This window comes from Bradyrhizobium septentrionale (assembly GCF_011516645.4).
Taxonomy (GTDB): Bacteria; Pseudomonadota; Alphaproteobacteria; order Rhizobiales; family Xanthobacteraceae; genus Bradyrhizobium; species Bradyrhizobium septentrionale.
The window spans coordinates 9545983-9561354 of sequence record NZ_CP088285.1 but is presented as its reverse complement, the minus strand read 5'-3'; the positions used below and the strand labels follow the sequence as shown (position 1 = coordinate 9561354).

The window sequence follows — 15372 nt, the reverse complement described above, 5'->3', positions numbered from 1 at the left end:
CATGTTTTGAACAGCGGGTCGATGACCTCGGGCTATCCGCGACAGGCGCCGTTTTGAATTGCGGGTGGCAGCCGCACATCGTGCAAATGCCACAGCCGTGGATTGGTTCCACCGACATGCCGTCCTTTCACGTCAGGGAACCGGAAACTTACGCGCGGGTCGCGGCTTGTCTCCGGGGAGGAGACGATGATGACAATGCAAGCGCACGGCATAATGGAAGGTGGTTCGCTCAGGCATCGCAATCGGCACGGCGGTATGCCGCTGGTGGTTGCAGCCGTGGTTGCGATCCTTGGCGTGTTGGGGATGCTGATCGTCGACCACGGTCCATGGAATAAGCCGAAGGTGCAGCCGGCCGCCTCCGCCAACTACTCGACGACCGGCGAGGCGGCGCGTGCGGCCGGCGCAACGGTCGTGCCGACCGAGCCGAAGGCGCCGATTGAGCCCGTTCCACCTGGCCCCAAGCCAGCGCAACCGGCAAACCCTATCCCGCCGCAATAGAAGCGGCGTTCGTGGATATGCGTCCGATGACGCGGAGCGCAGAAATTGACTCGTCGGGCAACTCAGCGGCACAAGAACACTGTCGGCAGTATCAACCGATGATCAGCGAACGCTGACGAGCATGCCCCACGCCGCGGCGAACCCGGCGCCGACGAGAACCAGCACCGGAGTGTCGCAAAAGAAACCGCCATACTGGCACATGGTGGTACCGAGCGAACCGATCTGATGATGGCCTGCGGCATAGAACAGGCCGGACAGGACCGCGAGCACGGCAGCAACGAAATACATCGACGCTTCCTCCCTGCAATCAACATGCGGCGCGGGCCGGTTCGACCGGCGCGAGCCGAAAACCGCAATTGATGTCGGTCCAAATATGAACCGCTTGTCCCTCTTGACGCGTCGGGCAACTCAGCGGCACACTGACATCATCGCAACAAGCATACGGCCGATCGACGCCAGCTCATGTTGCGATTCCCGATCATGCGCAAACTTTCGATCAAGGCGGTTTCCCACCGTCGAAGCCGACGCGTTGCATTTTACCAATCGCATTCAGCTCGTAAAAAGGTTTGACACGTCGGGCAACTCAGCTGCATAATTCAAAAATTCCGAAATTGTTGAGCCCGCGCGGAGCAATCCGCGGCGGGCTTTTTCTTTGCCGTTTCACCAATCGGACGGCGGCCGCAACGTCACGACGCCACATCCTCCCGCCCATCGCCTGAGCGTCGTCAGCGCGCGCCGCCGTCCGAACCCTTGAAGCGAGCACGAAATTGGCCGGTGCGCGCGAACGCGCCGGTCCTGCGGCGCGGCGCAAGCCGGCGCCGCCCGCGGCCCCATTCGTCAGGGATAAGGTTCGCGCCCCAAACGGTCGCAGCATTTTGCGCGACCTGCCGCATCTTTAATTCGATGGCCGCACCGCGCGCTTCCGGCCGATCAATGAGGTTTGCAATGACCGCCTATCTGATCTCGCTCGCACTCGCGGGCCTGGTTGCCCTCGCTCTGTGGGAGGCCACATGAGCGCCGAGATCATCCAGTTCATTCCGCGACCGCGTCGTGAGTGTGAGCGAACGGATTTTCCCACGATCGCATTTCGCTCGGTGCTGCCCGATCCCGACACGGATCACTCCGACACGGCTCCGAGCGAGTATCTCCCGTCCGATTGGGAGGAGAAATAGGTTTGGCGAAGTCGATCACCCAGATCCGTTCACTCGCGCGGAGTCATACGCGAAGCGCGATCAATTGTTTCTCTGCCAATAACTTTATCCGGCAGGGATATCGGCTCTTCGAACCTGTCTCGCCCTGGGCATGGCAGCACACACTGTATTGGCGAAAGGGGCTCGTCTAGATCCTGCAAGGCGGTTCGGGCGGTTGCCAACAATTCGACGACCTAGAGCGCCGCCCGGTGGCCGAATGGCTACCGGGCTTTTTTGCGTTTCCGCACCGTTGGTGGTGCCTTCGGTAAGCAGCGGTCGCTAGCCGGGAACCAGACCACATCTCGAATCTTGGCGGGAAAATGCTAGAGTGGCCTGGCCCGAGCGGACGGGGCATTGTTGGAAGCGTTCCCTCAATAGGCCCCGCCGCAGTCGTTAGTCCTGGGCGTTGAATTCGCGGGACGTAGGGTTGCGCGGCTTGATCTCTGGTGATCGATCGATAAACTAAGTCGTACGGCTCGATCGCACGTGCAGATGTCTTGGAGATCGAACGAAGGAAGAGACCATGGTTGAGGTTGACCGCGGGCTCGACGCGAAGGTGCCGCCAGGCCCAGATATAGACCGCTATTCGGTCATGGTCGCACGAGCCAGGGCGCTTGTGCCGGCCTTGCGTGAGCGGGCTCAACGGACCGAAGAGCTGCGCCGATTGCCGCCGGAGACCGAACGGGATCTGCACGATCATGGGCTTTTTCGGATCCTGCAGCCCAAGCGCGTCGGGGGAAGCGAACTCGACTATGTTGCACTGGTCGATTGCGCCGATGCCCTGGGGCAGGGCGACGCCTCGGTCTCCTGGAATTTTGCCAATCTTGCCAGTCACCACTGGATGCTCGGCATGTTCGCGCCCGAGGCGCAGAGCGCGGTGTGGGGCAAGGATCCGGATACGCTGATCGCGTCTTCCTTTGTTTTCCCGGCAGGCCGTGCAAGGAAGACAAGTGGCGGATATGTGCTGAATGGTCATTGGCCGTTCTCGTCCGGGGTGGAAGCGTGCGGGTGGAACATGCTCGCGAGCGTGGTTGCCTCTGACGATGAAGCCGATGGCGTCGAATATCGGTTGTTCCTGCTGAACAGGCGGGACTACTGCATCGACGATACTTGGAATGCGGCTGGTTTGCGCGGAACGGGATCAAACGACGTTCGGGTAACTGACGCGTTCGTCCCCGAGCATATGACGGTTGCCGTCAGCGATCTCGCGGGCGGTGCGACGCCGGGCAGTGTTGTCAATCCGAATGCGCTCTACATGCTTCCGGTCTTCTCGTTGTTTCCTTATGTATTGTCAGGGGTCGGCTTGGGGAATGCGCAGGCTTGCCTTGATGATTATGTCGAGATCGCGCGACACCGCGCATCGACATACAACCGGGCCAAGATCGGGGACCTGCAGAGCACACAGATCAAGATCGCTGAGGCGTCGGCGAAGATAGATGCCGCGCGTCTGATCATGCGCACGAACAGTGTTGAAGTGTTAGCGGAAGTTCGGCGTGGCGACATCCCGAGCATTGCCGCGAAGACGAAGCTCCGACGTGACGGCGCGTTTGCGGTCAATCTGTGCACCGAAGCGGTGTCTCTTCTGTTCGCGGCGAGCGGGGCGCGCAGCCTGTTCACCTCGGGCGCGTTGCAGCGCCAATTCCGCGATGCGCATGCGGTGAACTCGCACCTCGCCTTCAATTTCGATGCGGCGGGTACCAATTACGGGCGGGTGGCCCTCGGGCTTCCGTCTGAAAACCTGACGCTTTGAGGCCGATCGGATGTCTGACTTACCCAAACATCCGCCGGATCCGGCCAGTGAGTTCGCAAGCGACAGTTCGACGATCGACCCCCGTGACTTCCGCAACGCGCTCGGCACGTTTGCGACCGGCGTGACGATCGTGACCGCGATGTCTGCCGAAGGGCGGCCGTACGGAATTACCTGCAATTCCTTCGCGTCGGTGTCGCTCAATCCGCCGCTGGTGCTGTGGAGCCTGGGCATGTTTTCGCAGGGGCTGCCGATCTTCCAGAATGCCAGCCATTTCACGGTCAACGTTCTTGATGCGTCGCAGCGGGCGTTGGCGCTGCAGTTCGCCAGGTCATCAGGCGATAAGTTCGCAGGTGTGAGCTGGACGCCAGGTCTCGGTCAAGCTCCCGTGCTTGCCGACGTGGTTGCAAATTTTCAATGCCGTGCTGCCAACCGCTACTACGGCGGAGATCACGTCATTTTTCTAGGGGCGGTGGAAGCCTACGCTTATAACCGGAACAATCCGTTGCTGTTCGCGCGGGGAGGTTTTGGCCGATTCCAGCCTGACGATGGTGACAGGACATCATGAATCGAAAGACGCCCGTCAAGCGAGCTCGTACCAAGCAGAGGCGACTATCAGCTGACGACCGGCGCAGCGAATTCGTCACCAAGGCGACTGAGCTTTTTGCGGAAGAGGGATTCGGCGGCGGTACACGTACCCTCGCGCGCAAGCTCGGCGTAACCCAGCCGCTGCTTTACCGCTACTTTCCGAGCAAGGATGATCTCATCAAGGAGGTCTACCGCAAGGTATATCTCGAACCCCTTGAAATCGGCTGGGAGAAGTTGCTCGCGGATCGCTCGCGTCCGCTTCGCGTGCGCCTGCAGGAGTTTTACGAAGTCTACACGGATGCGATCTTCAACCGCAAATGGCTGCGGATCTATCTCTACTCCGGCCTGAAGGGCCTCGACATCAATCGCTGGTATGTCGGCATGGTCAAGGACAAGATCCTGACCCGAATTCTCAGGGAATGCCGCCACGACGCCGGCCTCGCGACGCAAAGCAGGCCCAGCGCCGCCGAACTGGAATTGGCCTGGGTGTTTCACGGCGGCATCTTCTACTATGGTGTGCGGAAGTACATCTACGAAGCGCCGGTCCTCGAGGACAAGGCACGAATGATCAGCGATGCGCTGGATATCTTTCTCGCAGGATTCGAGAGGATGGCGGAGAGCGCGACCGATCGTCGACGGGTACCGATCAAGGTTGTGGGCTGAACCGCACTACTTTGTCGCCATCTGACCTCGATACCAATCTCCGATCTCACTCGCCGTCATCAAGGCCACGCCGTCATGACCAATGACGTAATCGAGCAGGACCTCGAGGTACTTGATTCGGTGTGGCACCCCCGTGATGTAGGGATGCACCGAGATCGCCATGATCCGCGCATTCTCTGCGCCTTCAAGATAAAGCCGATCGAACTGGTCGGTGCAGCGCGTCAGGAACTGTTCTGACGGAAGGTGCTGCAGCGCGTGGATAACGATGTCGTTGGTCTCGACGGAATAGGGAATTGTTGTCACCGTCCCGTGCGGCGTGGCGATGTCCTGCGGGAGATCGTCGATCACCCAGTCGGCCACGTATTCGATGCCGTTGAGGCGCAGGAGATCGAGCGTCTCCTCGGTCTCGGTCAGGCCCGGGCTTTCCCACGATCGCGGCGGCTTGCCGGTAAATCCAGCAATGGTATCGACCGCGCGTTTGATCGCGTCCGCCTGGTTCTCGACCTTGTGCATCGGTCCCTGGACAAATCCGTGTCCCATGAATTCGAAGCCCGCCTCAAGCGCTGCCGACGCCACCCGCGGATAGGTGTTGCAGACGTTGGCATTCACGGCCAGCGTCACTGGGATATTTCGGTCGGTGAGGGCCTTGAATTGCCGCCAGAAGCCGGCGCGCATGCCGTATTCATGCCACGACCAGTTCGGCACGTCGGGCAGCAGGGGCTGGCCCATCGGTGGGCTCAGCACGGTACGCGGCATCGCGTTCCCGATCCGCCATTCCTCGACATTGAGGATCACCCACACGGCAAGTTTCTTGCCGCCCGGCAATGTCAGCTTCGGGCGATCGACCTGGGCCTGGTACGGAATGCGATCAGTGAAGGCCATGTCGAAACTCCTTGATCACGCCGATGATCCGGCAGCGGTGGCATTGATCCGCGGCAAGACCTTCTCGGCCATCAGGATCATCGATTGCCGGCCAAGCTCGCGATCCTTCCAGTCCTTGCCGGCGTACAGCAAGGTTCCGAAAGTGCCGATCTCCGCCTGGAACGTCAGCAGTTGATCGGCCACGCTTTCGGGCGTGCCGTAGATGATGAGCTTGTCGCAGATCTCTTCCAATGTAACCTCGGCGTCAGGTTGATCCCGCCGCGTCTTGAACAGTTCGAGCCGGCCGCTGCGCTTCAGCTTCGTGAACAGCTGGTGATAGTAGTACACGTAGGGACTGTCGGGGGACGTGGCATAGGCTTTCGCGGTTGCAGCGTCCTTTGCCACGAACACGCTCTTGGCGACACGCCAATTGGCGCTGTCGATCGCCCGGTTTGCGCGCTCGCAGCCCTCGACATATTTGGGCCAATGGCTCTTCACCCAGGCTGGCATCAGGAAGTTTGCCGAGATCGGGTCCCAGCCGCGTGCCGCGGCTTCCGTGACGCCTTTTGAGAACGGCGCGACCGCAGTCACCACGATCGGCGGATGAGGGGTCTGCAAGGGGCGCGCGACGATGCCTTGGCCAATATCCTCAATCAGAGTTCGTTTGACCGAGACATTCCAATATTTGCCCTGCAGATCATAGGGCGGCTTGCCGGCCCAGATGTCGAGAACCTGATTGATCGCTTCCAGGAACATCGCATTGCGGTCGGCATCGAGATTACCGAAGACTTCCGCATCGGACAGCAACCCGCCCGGGCTGATTCCGAATATGAAGCGGCCATCAAGCATGTGGTCGAGCATGGCGACAGATGCGGCGACCGCAGCCGGATGGGTGTTCGGCATGTTGATGGTGCCGGTTCCAAGCCTGATCTGCTTGGTCGCGGCCGCGAGCCAGGCAATGAACGCGATGCTGGAAGTGATGTTCTCGGCCTTGTCGGTGACATGCTCGCCGACATAGGCTTCGGTGAAGCCGAGCTCGTCCGCAAGCAGGAAAGCCTCCCGATCCTCCCGGAGCGATTGCCGCCAATCCTTGTCGAGAGGATGGATCGGCATCGTAAAGAATCCGAGCTTCATGATCCGCCTCCCCTGCGAGTAGAACTTTAGTTGGCGAGGAACCTGCGGCCTTCCTGCGACGAAGACAAGCCCCGCCGCACAAATAATCACTCGATAAACAAGCTTGACCTTTGAAGAGGGCGGCCCTCTAATCGGACAAACCAAAATTGGGCCCGGGAGGCCACGCCCACATGAAAGCTGCGGCTTTCGCCTATGCCCGCGCGACCAGCGTCGTGAATGCGCTGGAATTGCTCGCTGCGCATGGCGATAAGGCGAAGGTTTTGTCGGGTGGTCAAAGCCTGATGCCGGCGATGAACCTGAGGCTCCTATCTCCGGACATCGTGGTCGATATCGGCGGCCTCGCCGAGTTGCGCGGCTTCGCGGTGAAGGGAGATGTGCTGGTCATTGGTGCGTTGACCCGGCATGTCGACCTGCTCGGTTCGCCGGAGGTTGCTCTGCACGCGCCGTTGTTGCGCGATGCCGTTGCCCATGTTGCTCATCCCGCAATTCGCAATCGCGGAACGATTGGCGGTAGCCTCGCCCATGCCGATCCTGCGTCGGAACTGCCCGCCTGCGTCGTAGCACTTGACGCCACGATTATCGTTCGCGGCCCGGCCGGCGAGCGCCGGATTGCTGCGACCAGGTTTTTCAAGGGAATCTACGAAACGGCACTATCTCCAGACGAGTTGCTTGTCGCAGTCGAGGTGCCTGTCGCGGGCCAAGGCTCGACGTTTTTCTTTCAGGAATACGCCCGGCGGCATGGCGACTATGCCATCGTTGGCCTCGCCGCTCGCGCTGTTGTGGCGGGCGGCAGGTTCACGGATTTTCGGCTCGGCTTCTTTGCTGTTGGCGACCGGCCTCTGCTCGCGACTGCCGCCGACAAGCTGATCAATGCATCTGTGACCGCCGTCTTGCTCGCAGAGGCTGCGACCGCGTTGGCCGATGAACTCGATCCACAGGAGGATCAGCAGGCGAGCCCAGCCATGCGCCGACATCTCGCCGCAGTCTTGCTCCGGCGCTGTGTGGCCGCGTTACTCGCGCGACCTGAACTGGAAGCGGGAGCAACCAGGTGAGCGTTCCGGTATCGATCTCGCTTCTGGTCAACGGCGAACCTATCGATGCCTTTGTCTTGCCGCGGCTCAACCTCGCTGATTTCCTTCGAGAGAATCTGAAGCTGACCGGCACTCACGTCGGTTGTGAGCACGGCGTCTGTGGCGCCTGTACTGTCCGGGTCGATGGCGAGATCGTTCGCTCCTGTCTGATGTTGGCGGTCCAGGCGCAGGGCGCGTCGGTCGAGACAATCGAGGGGCTGTCCGACAGCGGAGAAGTCGCCGATCTCCAAGCAGCGTTTCGCGAACGCAATGCATTGCAGTGCGGCTATTGCACGCCTGGGATGCTGATAACGGCGCAGGATCTACTCAAGCAGGTGTCCATGCCCGATCGGCAAGCGATCCGCGAACATCTTTCTGGCAACTATTGCCGCTGCACGGGCTATCAGGCCATCCTGGATGCTGTGGAGGCGACAGCCAAGACGCGCGCGGAGCGCCGCGCATGACAGCGACCCATGCGCCAGCCGACACACTTTCGGTGCTCGATCGCCCGAATTCCTACATCGGCAAATCGGTGCCGCGTCCGAATCTCGACAGGCTGTTGCAGGGGCGCGGACAATATGTCAGCGACCTGGAATTGCCGCGTATGGCGCACGTGGTCTTTCTGCGGTCGCCATATGCGCACGCCAAGATCGTGGCGATCGATGCCGCCGCGGCAAGGCGTATGTCGGGCGTCATTTCCATCGTCACCGGGCGTGAGCTTGAGGACGTGATTACGCCTTGGGTCGGTGTGCTCTCGCATCTGAAGGGATTGAAGTCTGCGCCGCAGCACGCGATCGCGGTCGACCGGGTCTGCTGGCAGGGTGAGGCGGTGGCGGCGGTTGTGGCAACCAGCCGTGCGGCCGCTGAAGATGCCATGGAGCACATTACCGTCGACTACGAGGAGCTCGAGGCGGTCACGGACATGCGCGCGGCACTCGATCCGGCCACTCCCGTCATCCACGCCGCGCTCGGTGACAATCTCGCCTTTGAACGGACCATCAACGCCGGAGATGTCGACCTCGCATTGTCGGAGTCCGAGGTGGTCGAAGCCGACTTCGTGTTCGGGCGCCACACCGGCGTGACGCTTGAACCGCGGGCCGTCGTTGCCGACTGGAACGCAGCCGAGGCGCGGCTCACGATCTATCAGGGCACGCAGGCGCCCCACATGGTGCAGAACATCGCGGCGCTCCATCTCGGGCTGAGGGAAGCGCAGGTCCGGGTGGTCTGCAAGGATGTCGGCGGCTCGTTCGGCATCAAGGTCCACATCTACGCCGACGAAATGGCGACCTATGCGCTGTCCAAGCTGCTGCGGCGGCCGGTCAAGTTCGTGGCTGACCGCGTCGAGAGTTTCAACACGGACATTCACGCCCGCGATCATCGATGCAGGGGACGGATCGGCGTCCTAAAGGACGGCACGATTACGGCATTCGAGATCGATGACCTGACGGGAATCGGCCCCTATTCGATGTATCCGCGCACCAGCGCCATCGAGGCAAATCAGGTGGTCAATCTGGTCGGAGGGCCATATGTCACCCCGAACTATCGGGCGCGGGCGCGGGTCGTGTTCCAGAACAAGAACGTGATGTGCCAGTACCGGGCGGTCGGACACCCGATCGCCTGTTCGGTTACCGAGGGCTTGGTCGATCTGGCCGCGGCGAAGATCGGCATGGACCCCGTCGAAATCCGCCGGCGTAATCTGATCGCCGACGACGCCTATCCCTGCGCATCACCCTCGGGCATGAAGTTTGAGCAGCTTTCGCATCACGCCTCGCTGACCAAGCTGCTTCAGATGATGGACTACGACGCATTGCGTGCTGAGCAAGCCGCCTTGCGTACCAGAAACGTTCACCGAGGCATCGGGATCGCCAGCTTCATAGAAGTGACCAATCCCAGCGCCGCCTTCTACGGCGTCGGCGGCGCGCGGATCTCGTCGCAGGACGGCGTCGCGGTTCGGCTCGACGCCCAGGGCTCGGTGATCTGCCAGACCAGCATCACGGAGCAGGGGCAAGGGTCGGAATCGCTGACGGCGCAGATCGTCGGCAGCGTGCTTGGCGTTTCGATGGAGCGGGTCCGCGTGATCCTGGGGGATACCGACAACACGCCCTATGGCGGCGGTACGTGGGCCTCTCGCGGCGCCGGCATCGGCGGCGAAGCCGCGCTGCAAGCCGCCAAGGCCCTGCGCAAGAATATTCTCGACGTTGCTGCAGCCATCCTGCAATCGACGCCGACCGGGCTCGATATCGTCAACAACAGCATCGTCAATGCCGACGACGGTGCGCCGCGCATCGAGCTGAATGAGCTGGCGCGGATCGTCTATTTTCGACCAGACACCCTCCCGCCAGGCATCCAGCCCGAGTTGATGGCCACCCGGCATTTCGTTCCACGCCAGTATCCCTTTGCGTTCACCAACGGCGTTCAGGCCTCGTGGCTTGAGGTCGATACCGAGACCGGGTTCGTTACGCTGCTCAAGCATTGGGTTGTCGAAGATTGCGGCACCATCATCAACCCGCAACTGGTCGACGAGCAGATCCGGGGCGGCGTCGTGCAGGGGCTCGGCGCGGCGCTGTTCGAGAAGTGCATTTATGATGAACGCGGTCAGCTGACCAACGCCAATATGGCGGACTACCTGGTCCCGATGTCCGGCGAGATGCCCGATATCGAGATCGGCCACGTGGTCTCTCCGACGTTAGAATCGGAGCTGGGCGCCAAGGGGGCGGGCGAGGCGGGGACAGCCGGTGCGGCAGCTGCGGTCGCCAACGCGGTCAATGACGCGCTCCGGCAGTTCGGCGCAATAATTACCGAGATTCCGCTGACGCCTCAGGTTATCCTGACGGCCCTGGGACGAATCTGAGGTGGAGACGTTCCGGGCAAAGACAATACGATAAGCAAAACACAGACAGTTCTTGGGGAGGAATGGTCATGACGAACAAGGTCACCAAAGCTGGATCGATATCGCGGCGTCGTCTGCTGACGACGGCAAGCGCCGGCGCCGCTCTCGCCGTCTCGCCGTTTCGCATCAATCTGCTGCAGGCCGAGGAAGCGCCGATCAAGATCGGCTTCCCGGTTCCCTTGACCGGCCCCTATGGCGCGGAGGCCCAGGACCAGGTGCGGGCGGGGCAGCTGGCCGTCGCCCAATTCAATGATGCCGGCGGCCTCAACGGCCGCAAGGCCGAGCTCGTTGTGCGCGATGACAAGCTCAATCCCGGCGAGGCGGCGACACGGACATTGGAGCTGGTCGAGAAGGAGAAGGTGAATTTCGTCGTCGGAAGTCTCTCGGCGGCGGTTCAGCTCGCGATCAACAACGTCACCAAGGAGCGCGGCGTCATCTTCAATTCGATCAGCCAGTCCGACGCCATCAACGAGGCGGCAGATTTCAGCAAATACACATTCCACGAAGCGCTGAACCCGCACATGACATCAGGTGCGGTCGGCCGCTACGCCTTCACCAAATTCGGCAAGAAGGTTGCGTTTCTCACGGCGGATTATGCCTACGGTCACGAAATGGTTCGCGGCTTCCTCGAGGTCGGCAAGGAGTTCAACATCGAGAACCTCGGCGACATCCGCCATCCGCTGGGAACGACCGATTTCTCGACCCTGCTGCCGCGTCTCCAGTCGCTGAAGCCCGATATTTTGTGCATCAGCAATTTCGGGCGGGACCAGCAAATCGCGCTGAAGCAGGCGACGGACTTTGGCATCAAGAAATCGATCCAGATCATCGCGCCGCTGCTGTCGCATGCCAGTCGCGTCGCGGCGGGCCCGCAGGCATTCGAAGGCGTCGTCGGCGGCTGCTCGTTCTACTGGGGTATCGATGACAAGTTCGCCTCGACCAAGGCGTTCAACGATGCTTTCCGCAAGATGTATGATGGCAAGCTGCCCACCGATTACGGCGCGCTCGGCTATGGCGGTGTTCGGACCGTGCTCGAGGCGGTCAAGGGCGCGGGCAGCGTGGAGACCGACAAGGTCGTCACCGCATTGGAGGCTCTGAAGTACGACTACTACAAGGGACCGCAATATTATCGCAAATGCGATCACCAGTCGGTGCAGTCGGTGCTCGTGATCAAGTCGAAATCCAAGGACATGAAGAACGAGTCCGATGTGTTCGAGGTTCTGTCGACCGAAGAACCCAACGAAAAGAACCTGCGTACCTGCGAAGCGCTCGGTCACAAGAGCTGAGCTCGTGCGATGGCGCGCGGCGTGGAACGGTGCGCGCCACATTGGGGTGATGAGATGGCCGGCCTGAGCTTTGACCTGATTGCGCTGCAACTGTTCGCCGGGCTGGCGCTCGGCGCGATCTACGTGCTGTTTGCGATCGGCCTCTCGCTGATCTTCGGGATGTTGACCGTCGTCAACTTCGCCCATGGCGCCTTCTACATGGTCGGCGCCTATGTCGGCCTTTACCTGATCTCGATCGGCGGCAATTTCTGGATCTGCCTGGTGGCGGTGCCCCTCCTGATCGGACTGTTCGGCCTTGGGGTCGAGCGCGTGCTGATCCGGCCGCTCTACGGTCGCGGCATCGACTATCCGCTGCTGCTCACCTTCGGGCTGAGTTACGTGATGGTCGAATGCGTGCGCATTTTCTTTGGCAAGACCGGTTATCCCTTTGACACGCCCGAGATCCTGCAGGGGGCGGTCAACATCGGTGTCGGCTATTTCCCGCTCTACCGCCTGTTTGTCATCGCAGCGACGGCCGTCGTCCTGCTGGCGCTCTGGTTGTTTCTGGAGAAGACCAGCTTCGGCCTCATTATCCGCGCCGGCGCGCGCGATCCACAGATCGTCCGCGTCCTTGGGGTCGATGTTTCCAGGGTCTGGTTGATCGTGTTCGGGATAGGTACCGCGATTGCGGGCTTGGCCGGGCTGTTGGCGGCCCCGCTGCAGGGCGTCATCCCGGAGATGGGCGGCACGATTCTCGCCGAAGCGTTCGTGGTGACCGTCGTCGGCGGAATGGGGTCGATCGGCGGCGCCATATTGGCAGGCCTGCTGGTCGGTGTGGTGGTCGGCATGACCTCGCTGTTTGCACCAGAGATGGCCAAGGTTTCGATCTTTGCCCTGATGGCGATCGTGCTGATTGTTCGTCCCCAGGGCTTTTTCGGCCGCGCCGGATTGATGAGCTGAGCCAGGCATGACCGACGCCACCGAATCCATCAAACAGCCCGATACCACGACGGCCAGCTGGTACGAGTTTGCAACGAAGCATCGCGCCAGCATCGTGGCCGTGGTGATCCTGGTTTTTCCGCTGGTGATGCCGTTCACGGCGCTCGCCGTGAACATCCTGATCTATGGCCTGTACGCCCTCGGCTTCAACCTTGTGTTTGGCTATCTGGGCCTGCTCTCATTCGGTCATGCTGCGCTGCTTGGAACTGGTGCCTATGTCTGTGGCATCGCCATCGTGCACTTTGGCTGGTCATGGTATGCGGCCATTGCGGCGGGCCTCGCCGGCGGCCTGTTGATGGCGCTGGTGATTGGCGTACTCGCGATCAGGACCCGCGGCATCTACTTCGCCATGGTGACGATGGCGCTGTCGCAATGCGTCTACTACCTTTTCTATCAGGCGGTTGACCTGACCGGCGGCGAAAACGGCCTGCGCGGCATCAACGTCCGCACCATCGATCTGTTCGGCCTGCGGATTGATTTCATCAACCCAATGGTCCGGTACTACGTCATTGCGGCCTTCGTGATCGCTGCATTCTTCGTGATGTCGCGCATTCTCGCGTCGCCATTTGGGGCCGTCATTGAGGCCGTGCGCGAGAATGAGATGCGGGCCCGCGCGTCGGGCTATGACGTGACCCTGACCCGGTTGCTGACCTTCGTTTTGTCGGGCGGCTTCTGCGGCCTCGCGGGTGCCTTGCAGGCCCTGCATCTGTCGATCGTGCCGATCGAGATCTTGCACTACGAGACCTCGGGCCTCGTCGTGATGATTGCTCTGCTGGGCGGTATGGGGACATTCTTCGGGCCGATGATCGGCGCCGCGGTCTTCCTGGTGCTGGAGAACATCGTCTCCGTCTGGACCGTGCACTGGCAACTGATCGTTGGTGCCATCTTCATTGCATGCGTGCTGTTCTTCCCTGCCGGCATCTGGGGCACGCTGATCGCGCGGGGCAGGCGATGACCGCGGCGGCAGACCAGGCGGGAGAAATCATTCTGCGCACCAGGGGCGTCGGCAAGACGTTCGGCAAGTTTGTCGCGCTCAACAACATCTCGGCCGAGTTTGCCAGGGGTGCGATCACCTCCATCATCGGTCCGAACGGCGCCGGAAAGAGCACCTATTTCAATCTGCTGTGCGGCGCCTTTCCGCCTTCGAATGGCAGCGTTGAGTTCGAGGGCAAGGATGTCACCGGTCTGCCGCAGCACCGCTTTGCGCACATGGGTATCGCAAAGTCGTTCCAGATCACCAGCGTGTTTCCGCAGCTCACGACGCGTGAGAACATCCGCGTCGGTCTGCAGGCCTTGGTGTCGAGATACGACATCTGGCGCCCACGCGCGCGGCTGACCGAACTGGTCGAGCGGGCGGACGCGCTGCTTGCCCTGGTCGGGTTGTGGGAGTCCCGCGAACGCGCCGCCAAAACGCTGGCTCATGGCGAGCAGCGGGCGCTGGAAATCGGCATGGCGCTTGCCAGTCAGCCTCGCTTGCTGCTGCTGGACGAGCCGACGGCCGGCATGAGCCCGGAAGAAACCCGGACCATGATGGATCTCATCGTGAAGCTCGCAAAGGAGCGCACGGTCATCCTCGTCGAGCACAAGATGAAGCTCGTGCTCGGGATCAGCGATCGCATCCTCGTGCTGCACCATGGCGAGCTCCTTGCCGAGGGAACACCGCAGGAGGTCCGGCAGAACGAGGCCGTGAAGCGTGTCTATCTCGGCCAGCGGGAGCATTGAGGTGATGCTGCAGATCAGCAAGCTCAATGCCTGGTACGGCGCAAGCCACGCGTTGCAGGACATCAGTCTCGAGGTGAGCAGAGGCGAAATCGTCTGTCTGATCGGCCGCAATGGGGCCGGCAAGACGACGACGCTGAAATCGATCATGGGCTTGATGGGGCGGACGCGCGGCTCGGTCACCTTCAAGGGTGAAGAGCTGCTGCGCCAGCCGGCGCACGTTCGGTTCGCGCTGGGGCTTGCCTATGTTCCCGAAGAGCGGCGGATCGTGCAGGGGCTGTCCGTGCGGGAGAATTTGCGGCTCGGCCTGGTCGCGTCGAAGCAGAAGAAGCGGGAGGCCGAGCTGATCGAAGAGATCGCCGTGATATTCCCACGACTGGCCGAGCGCATGGATCAGGAGGCGGTCACGATGTCCGGCGGCGAGCAGCAGATGCTGGCGATCGCGCGGGCGATGATCGCAAAGCCTGACCTGATCATGCTCGATGAGCCGTCCGAAGGCATCATGCCAGTCCTGGTCGACGAGATGTTCGAGCTATTCCGCAGCATGAAGGCGCAGGGAACGACGGTGCTGCTGGTCGAGCAGAACGTCGAGCTCGCGCTGGGTATCGCGGATCGTGCCTATGTGCTGGATCAAGGATCCGTGGTGCATCAGGCATCTGCGCAGGCACTGCTGGCCGACAATGAGATCAAGGAGCGATATTGTTCGGTGTGAGCAGGCCCCCAAGCCGGCGCAGTTGCAACCGGCGCGGTC

General features: G+C 61.4%; 16 protein-coding genes and 1 pseudogene. 14 read left to right on the top strand and 3 right to left on the bottom strand.

What is annotated here, in order from left to right:
• The first annotated feature begins 195 nt into the window (after positions 1-195).
• Entirely contained in the window at positions 196-498 is a 303-nt protein-coding gene (locus HAP48_RS47955; protein WP_224497125.1) for a hypothetical protein, read from the top strand.
• Positions 499-600: 102 nt separating this feature from the next.
• Here HAP48_RS47955 and HAP48_RS47950 read toward each other — a convergent pair whose 3' ends face one another.
• Positions 601-786 carry a hypothetical protein gene (locus HAP48_RS47950; RefSeq protein ID WP_166207815.1) on the bottom strand — a complete coding sequence of 62 codons (186 nt, stop codon included), beginning with the start codon at positions 784-786 and terminating at the stop codon, positions 601-603.
• Positions 787-1508: 722 nt separating this feature from the next.
• On the opposite strand from HAP48_RS47950, the gene HAP48_RS47945 reads away from it, so the two are divergent.
• The 5 genes and pseudogenes from HAP48_RS47945 (at position 1509) to HAP48_RS47925 (ending at position 4686) form a co-directional block, all read left to right on the top strand.
• Complete coding sequence (locus HAP48_RS47945; RefSeq protein WP_166207812.1) at positions 1509-1670, top strand: hypothetical protein; 162 nt, start codon at positions 1509-1511, stop codon at positions 1668-1670.
• Positions 1671-1732: 62 nt separating this feature from the next.
• Positions 1733-1840, top strand: a pseudogene (locus HAP48_RS47940) (GNAT family N-acetyltransferase); the annotation flags it as partial.
• 440 nt (positions 1841-2280) lie between these two features.
• Positions 2281-3438 carry an acyl-CoA dehydrogenase family protein gene (locus HAP48_RS47935; RefSeq protein ID WP_420869919.1) on the top strand — a complete coding sequence of 386 codons (1158 nt, stop codon included), beginning with the start codon at positions 2281-2283 and terminating at the stop codon, positions 3436-3438.
• 10 nt (positions 3439-3448) lie between these two features.
• Positions 3449-4003, top strand: coding sequence for a flavin reductase family protein (locus HAP48_RS47930; protein ID WP_166207806.1), 555 nt, complete (start codon positions 3449-3451; stop codon positions 4001-4003).
• Positions 4000-4686: a TetR/AcrR family transcriptional regulator gene (locus tag HAP48_RS47925; RefSeq protein ID WP_166207801.1), complete on the top strand. Its 687-nt coding sequence runs from the start codon at positions 4000-4002 to the stop codon at positions 4684-4686. The genes HAP48_RS47930 and HAP48_RS47925 overlap by 4 nt, the downstream gene beginning before the upstream one ends.
• Before the next feature lie 6 nt (positions 4687-4692).
• Here the strand turns inward: HAP48_RS47925 and HAP48_RS47920 are convergent, their stop codons facing one another.
• Positions 4693-5568 (bottom strand): polysaccharide deacetylase family protein, encoded by an 876-nt coding sequence (locus HAP48_RS47920; protein ID WP_166207797.1) that lies wholly within the window; start codon positions 5566-5568, stop codon positions 4693-4695.
• A gap of 15 nt (positions 5569-5583) precedes the next feature.
• On the bottom strand, positions 5584-6681 hold the full coding sequence (locus HAP48_RS47915; RefSeq protein ID WP_166207794.1) for an LLM class flavin-dependent oxidoreductase: 1098 nt from the start codon (positions 6679-6681) through the stop codon (positions 5584-5586).
• A gap of 170 nt (positions 6682-6851) precedes the next feature.
• Here HAP48_RS47915 and HAP48_RS47910 point away from each other — a divergent pair, with 170 nt between their 5' ends.
• From HAP48_RS47910 to HAP48_RS47875, 8 genes are all read left to right on the top strand, one after another.
• The gene (locus HAP48_RS47910) at positions 6852-7733 is read left to right on the top strand and encodes an FAD binding domain-containing protein (protein ID WP_166207791.1); all 882 of its coding nucleotides are present in this window, start codon (positions 6852-6854) and stop codon (positions 7731-7733) included.
• Entirely contained in the window at positions 7730-8215 is a 486-nt protein-coding gene (locus tag HAP48_RS47905; protein WP_166207788.1) for a (2Fe-2S)-binding protein, read from the top strand. Before HAP48_RS47910 ends, HAP48_RS47905 begins: the two co-directional genes overlap by 4 nt.
• Positions 8212-10602: a xanthine dehydrogenase family protein molybdopterin-binding subunit gene (locus HAP48_RS47900; protein ID WP_166207785.1), complete on the top strand. Its 2391-nt coding sequence runs from the start codon at positions 8212-8214 to the stop codon at positions 10600-10602. Before HAP48_RS47905 ends, HAP48_RS47900 begins: the two co-directional genes overlap by 4 nt.
• Positions 10603-10670: 68 nt before the next feature.
• Complete coding sequence (locus HAP48_RS47895) at positions 10671-11924, top strand: ABC transporter substrate-binding protein (protein ID WP_166207782.1); 1254 nt, start codon at positions 10671-10673, stop codon at positions 11922-11924.
• A gap of 54 nt (positions 11925-11978) precedes the next feature.
• Positions 11979-12863 (top strand): branched-chain amino acid ABC transporter permease, encoded by an 885-nt coding sequence (locus HAP48_RS47890; protein ID WP_166207779.1) that lies wholly within the window; start codon positions 11979-11981, stop codon positions 12861-12863.
• A gap of 7 nt (positions 12864-12870) precedes the next feature.
• Positions 12871-13857 carry a branched-chain amino acid ABC transporter permease gene (locus HAP48_RS47885; RefSeq protein ID WP_166207776.1) on the top strand — a complete coding sequence of 329 codons (987 nt, stop codon included), beginning with the start codon at positions 12871-12873 and terminating at the stop codon, positions 13855-13857.
• On the top strand, positions 13854-14624 hold the full coding sequence (locus HAP48_RS47880; protein WP_166207774.1) for an ABC transporter ATP-binding protein: 771 nt from the start codon (positions 13854-13856) through the stop codon (positions 14622-14624). The genes HAP48_RS47885 and HAP48_RS47880 overlap by 4 nt, the downstream gene beginning before the upstream one ends.
• A gap of 4 nt (positions 14625-14628) precedes the next feature.
• Entirely contained in the window at positions 14629-15333 is a 705-nt protein-coding gene (locus HAP48_RS47875; protein ID WP_166207771.1) for an ABC transporter ATP-binding protein, read from the top strand.
• Positions 15334-15372 lie beyond the last annotated feature (39 nt).

Bases quoted from the DNA above. Each gene is read 5' to 3' on its own strand.
- HAP48_RS47895 (WP_166207782.1), top strand. From the start codon at position 10,671: ATGACGAACAAGGTCACCAAAGCTGGATCGATATCGCGGCGTCGTCTG.
- HAP48_RS47875 (WP_166207771.1), top strand. From the start codon at position 14,629: ATGCTGCAGATCAGCAAGCTCAATGCCTGGTACGGCGCAAGCCACGCG.
- HAP48_RS47910 (WP_166207791.1), top strand. From the start codon at position 6,852: ATGAAAGCTGCGGCTTTCGCCTATGCCCGCGCGACCAGCGTCGTGAAT.
- HAP48_RS47950 (WP_166207815.1), bottom strand. From the start codon at position 786: ATGTATTTCGTTGCTGCCGTGCTCGCGGTCCTGTCCGGCCTGTTCTAT.
- HAP48_RS47925 (WP_166207801.1), top strand. From the start codon at position 4,000: ATGAATCGAAAGACGCCCGTCAAGCGAGCTCGTACCAAGCAGAGGCGA.
- HAP48_RS47920 (WP_166207797.1), bottom strand. From the start codon at position 5,568: ATGGCCTTCACTGATCGCATTCCGTACCAGGCCCAGGTCGATCGCCCG.
- HAP48_RS47955 (WP_224497125.1), top strand. From the start codon at position 196: ATGCAAGCGCACGGCATAATGGAAGGTGGTTCGCTCAGGCATCGCAAT.
- HAP48_RS47900 (WP_166207785.1), top strand. From the start codon at position 8,212: ATGACAGCGACCCATGCGCCAGCCGACACACTTTCGGTGCTCGATCGC.
- HAP48_RS47915 (WP_166207794.1), bottom strand. From the start codon at position 6,681: ATGAAGCTCGGATTCTTTACGATGCCGATCCATCCTCTCGACAAGGAT.
- HAP48_RS47945 (WP_166207812.1), top strand. From the start codon at position 1,509: ATGAGCGCCGAGATCATCCAGTTCATTCCGCGACCGCGTCGTGAGTGT.
- HAP48_RS47930 (WP_166207806.1), top strand. From the start codon at position 3,449: ATGTCTGACTTACCCAAACATCCGCCGGATCCGGCCAGTGAGTTCGCA.
- HAP48_RS47885 (WP_166207776.1), top strand. From the start codon at position 12,871: ATGACCGACGCCACCGAATCCATCAAACAGCCCGATACCACGACGGCC.
- HAP48_RS47890 (WP_166207779.1), top strand. From the start codon at position 11,979: ATGGCCGGCCTGAGCTTTGACCTGATTGCGCTGCAACTGTTCGCCGGG.
- HAP48_RS47880 (WP_166207774.1), top strand. From the start codon at position 13,854: ATGACCGCGGCGGCAGACCAGGCGGGAGAAATCATTCTGCGCACCAGG.
- HAP48_RS47935 (WP_420869919.1), top strand. From the start codon at position 2,281: ATGGTCGCACGAGCCAGGGCGCTTGTGCCGGCCTTGCGTGAGCGGGCT.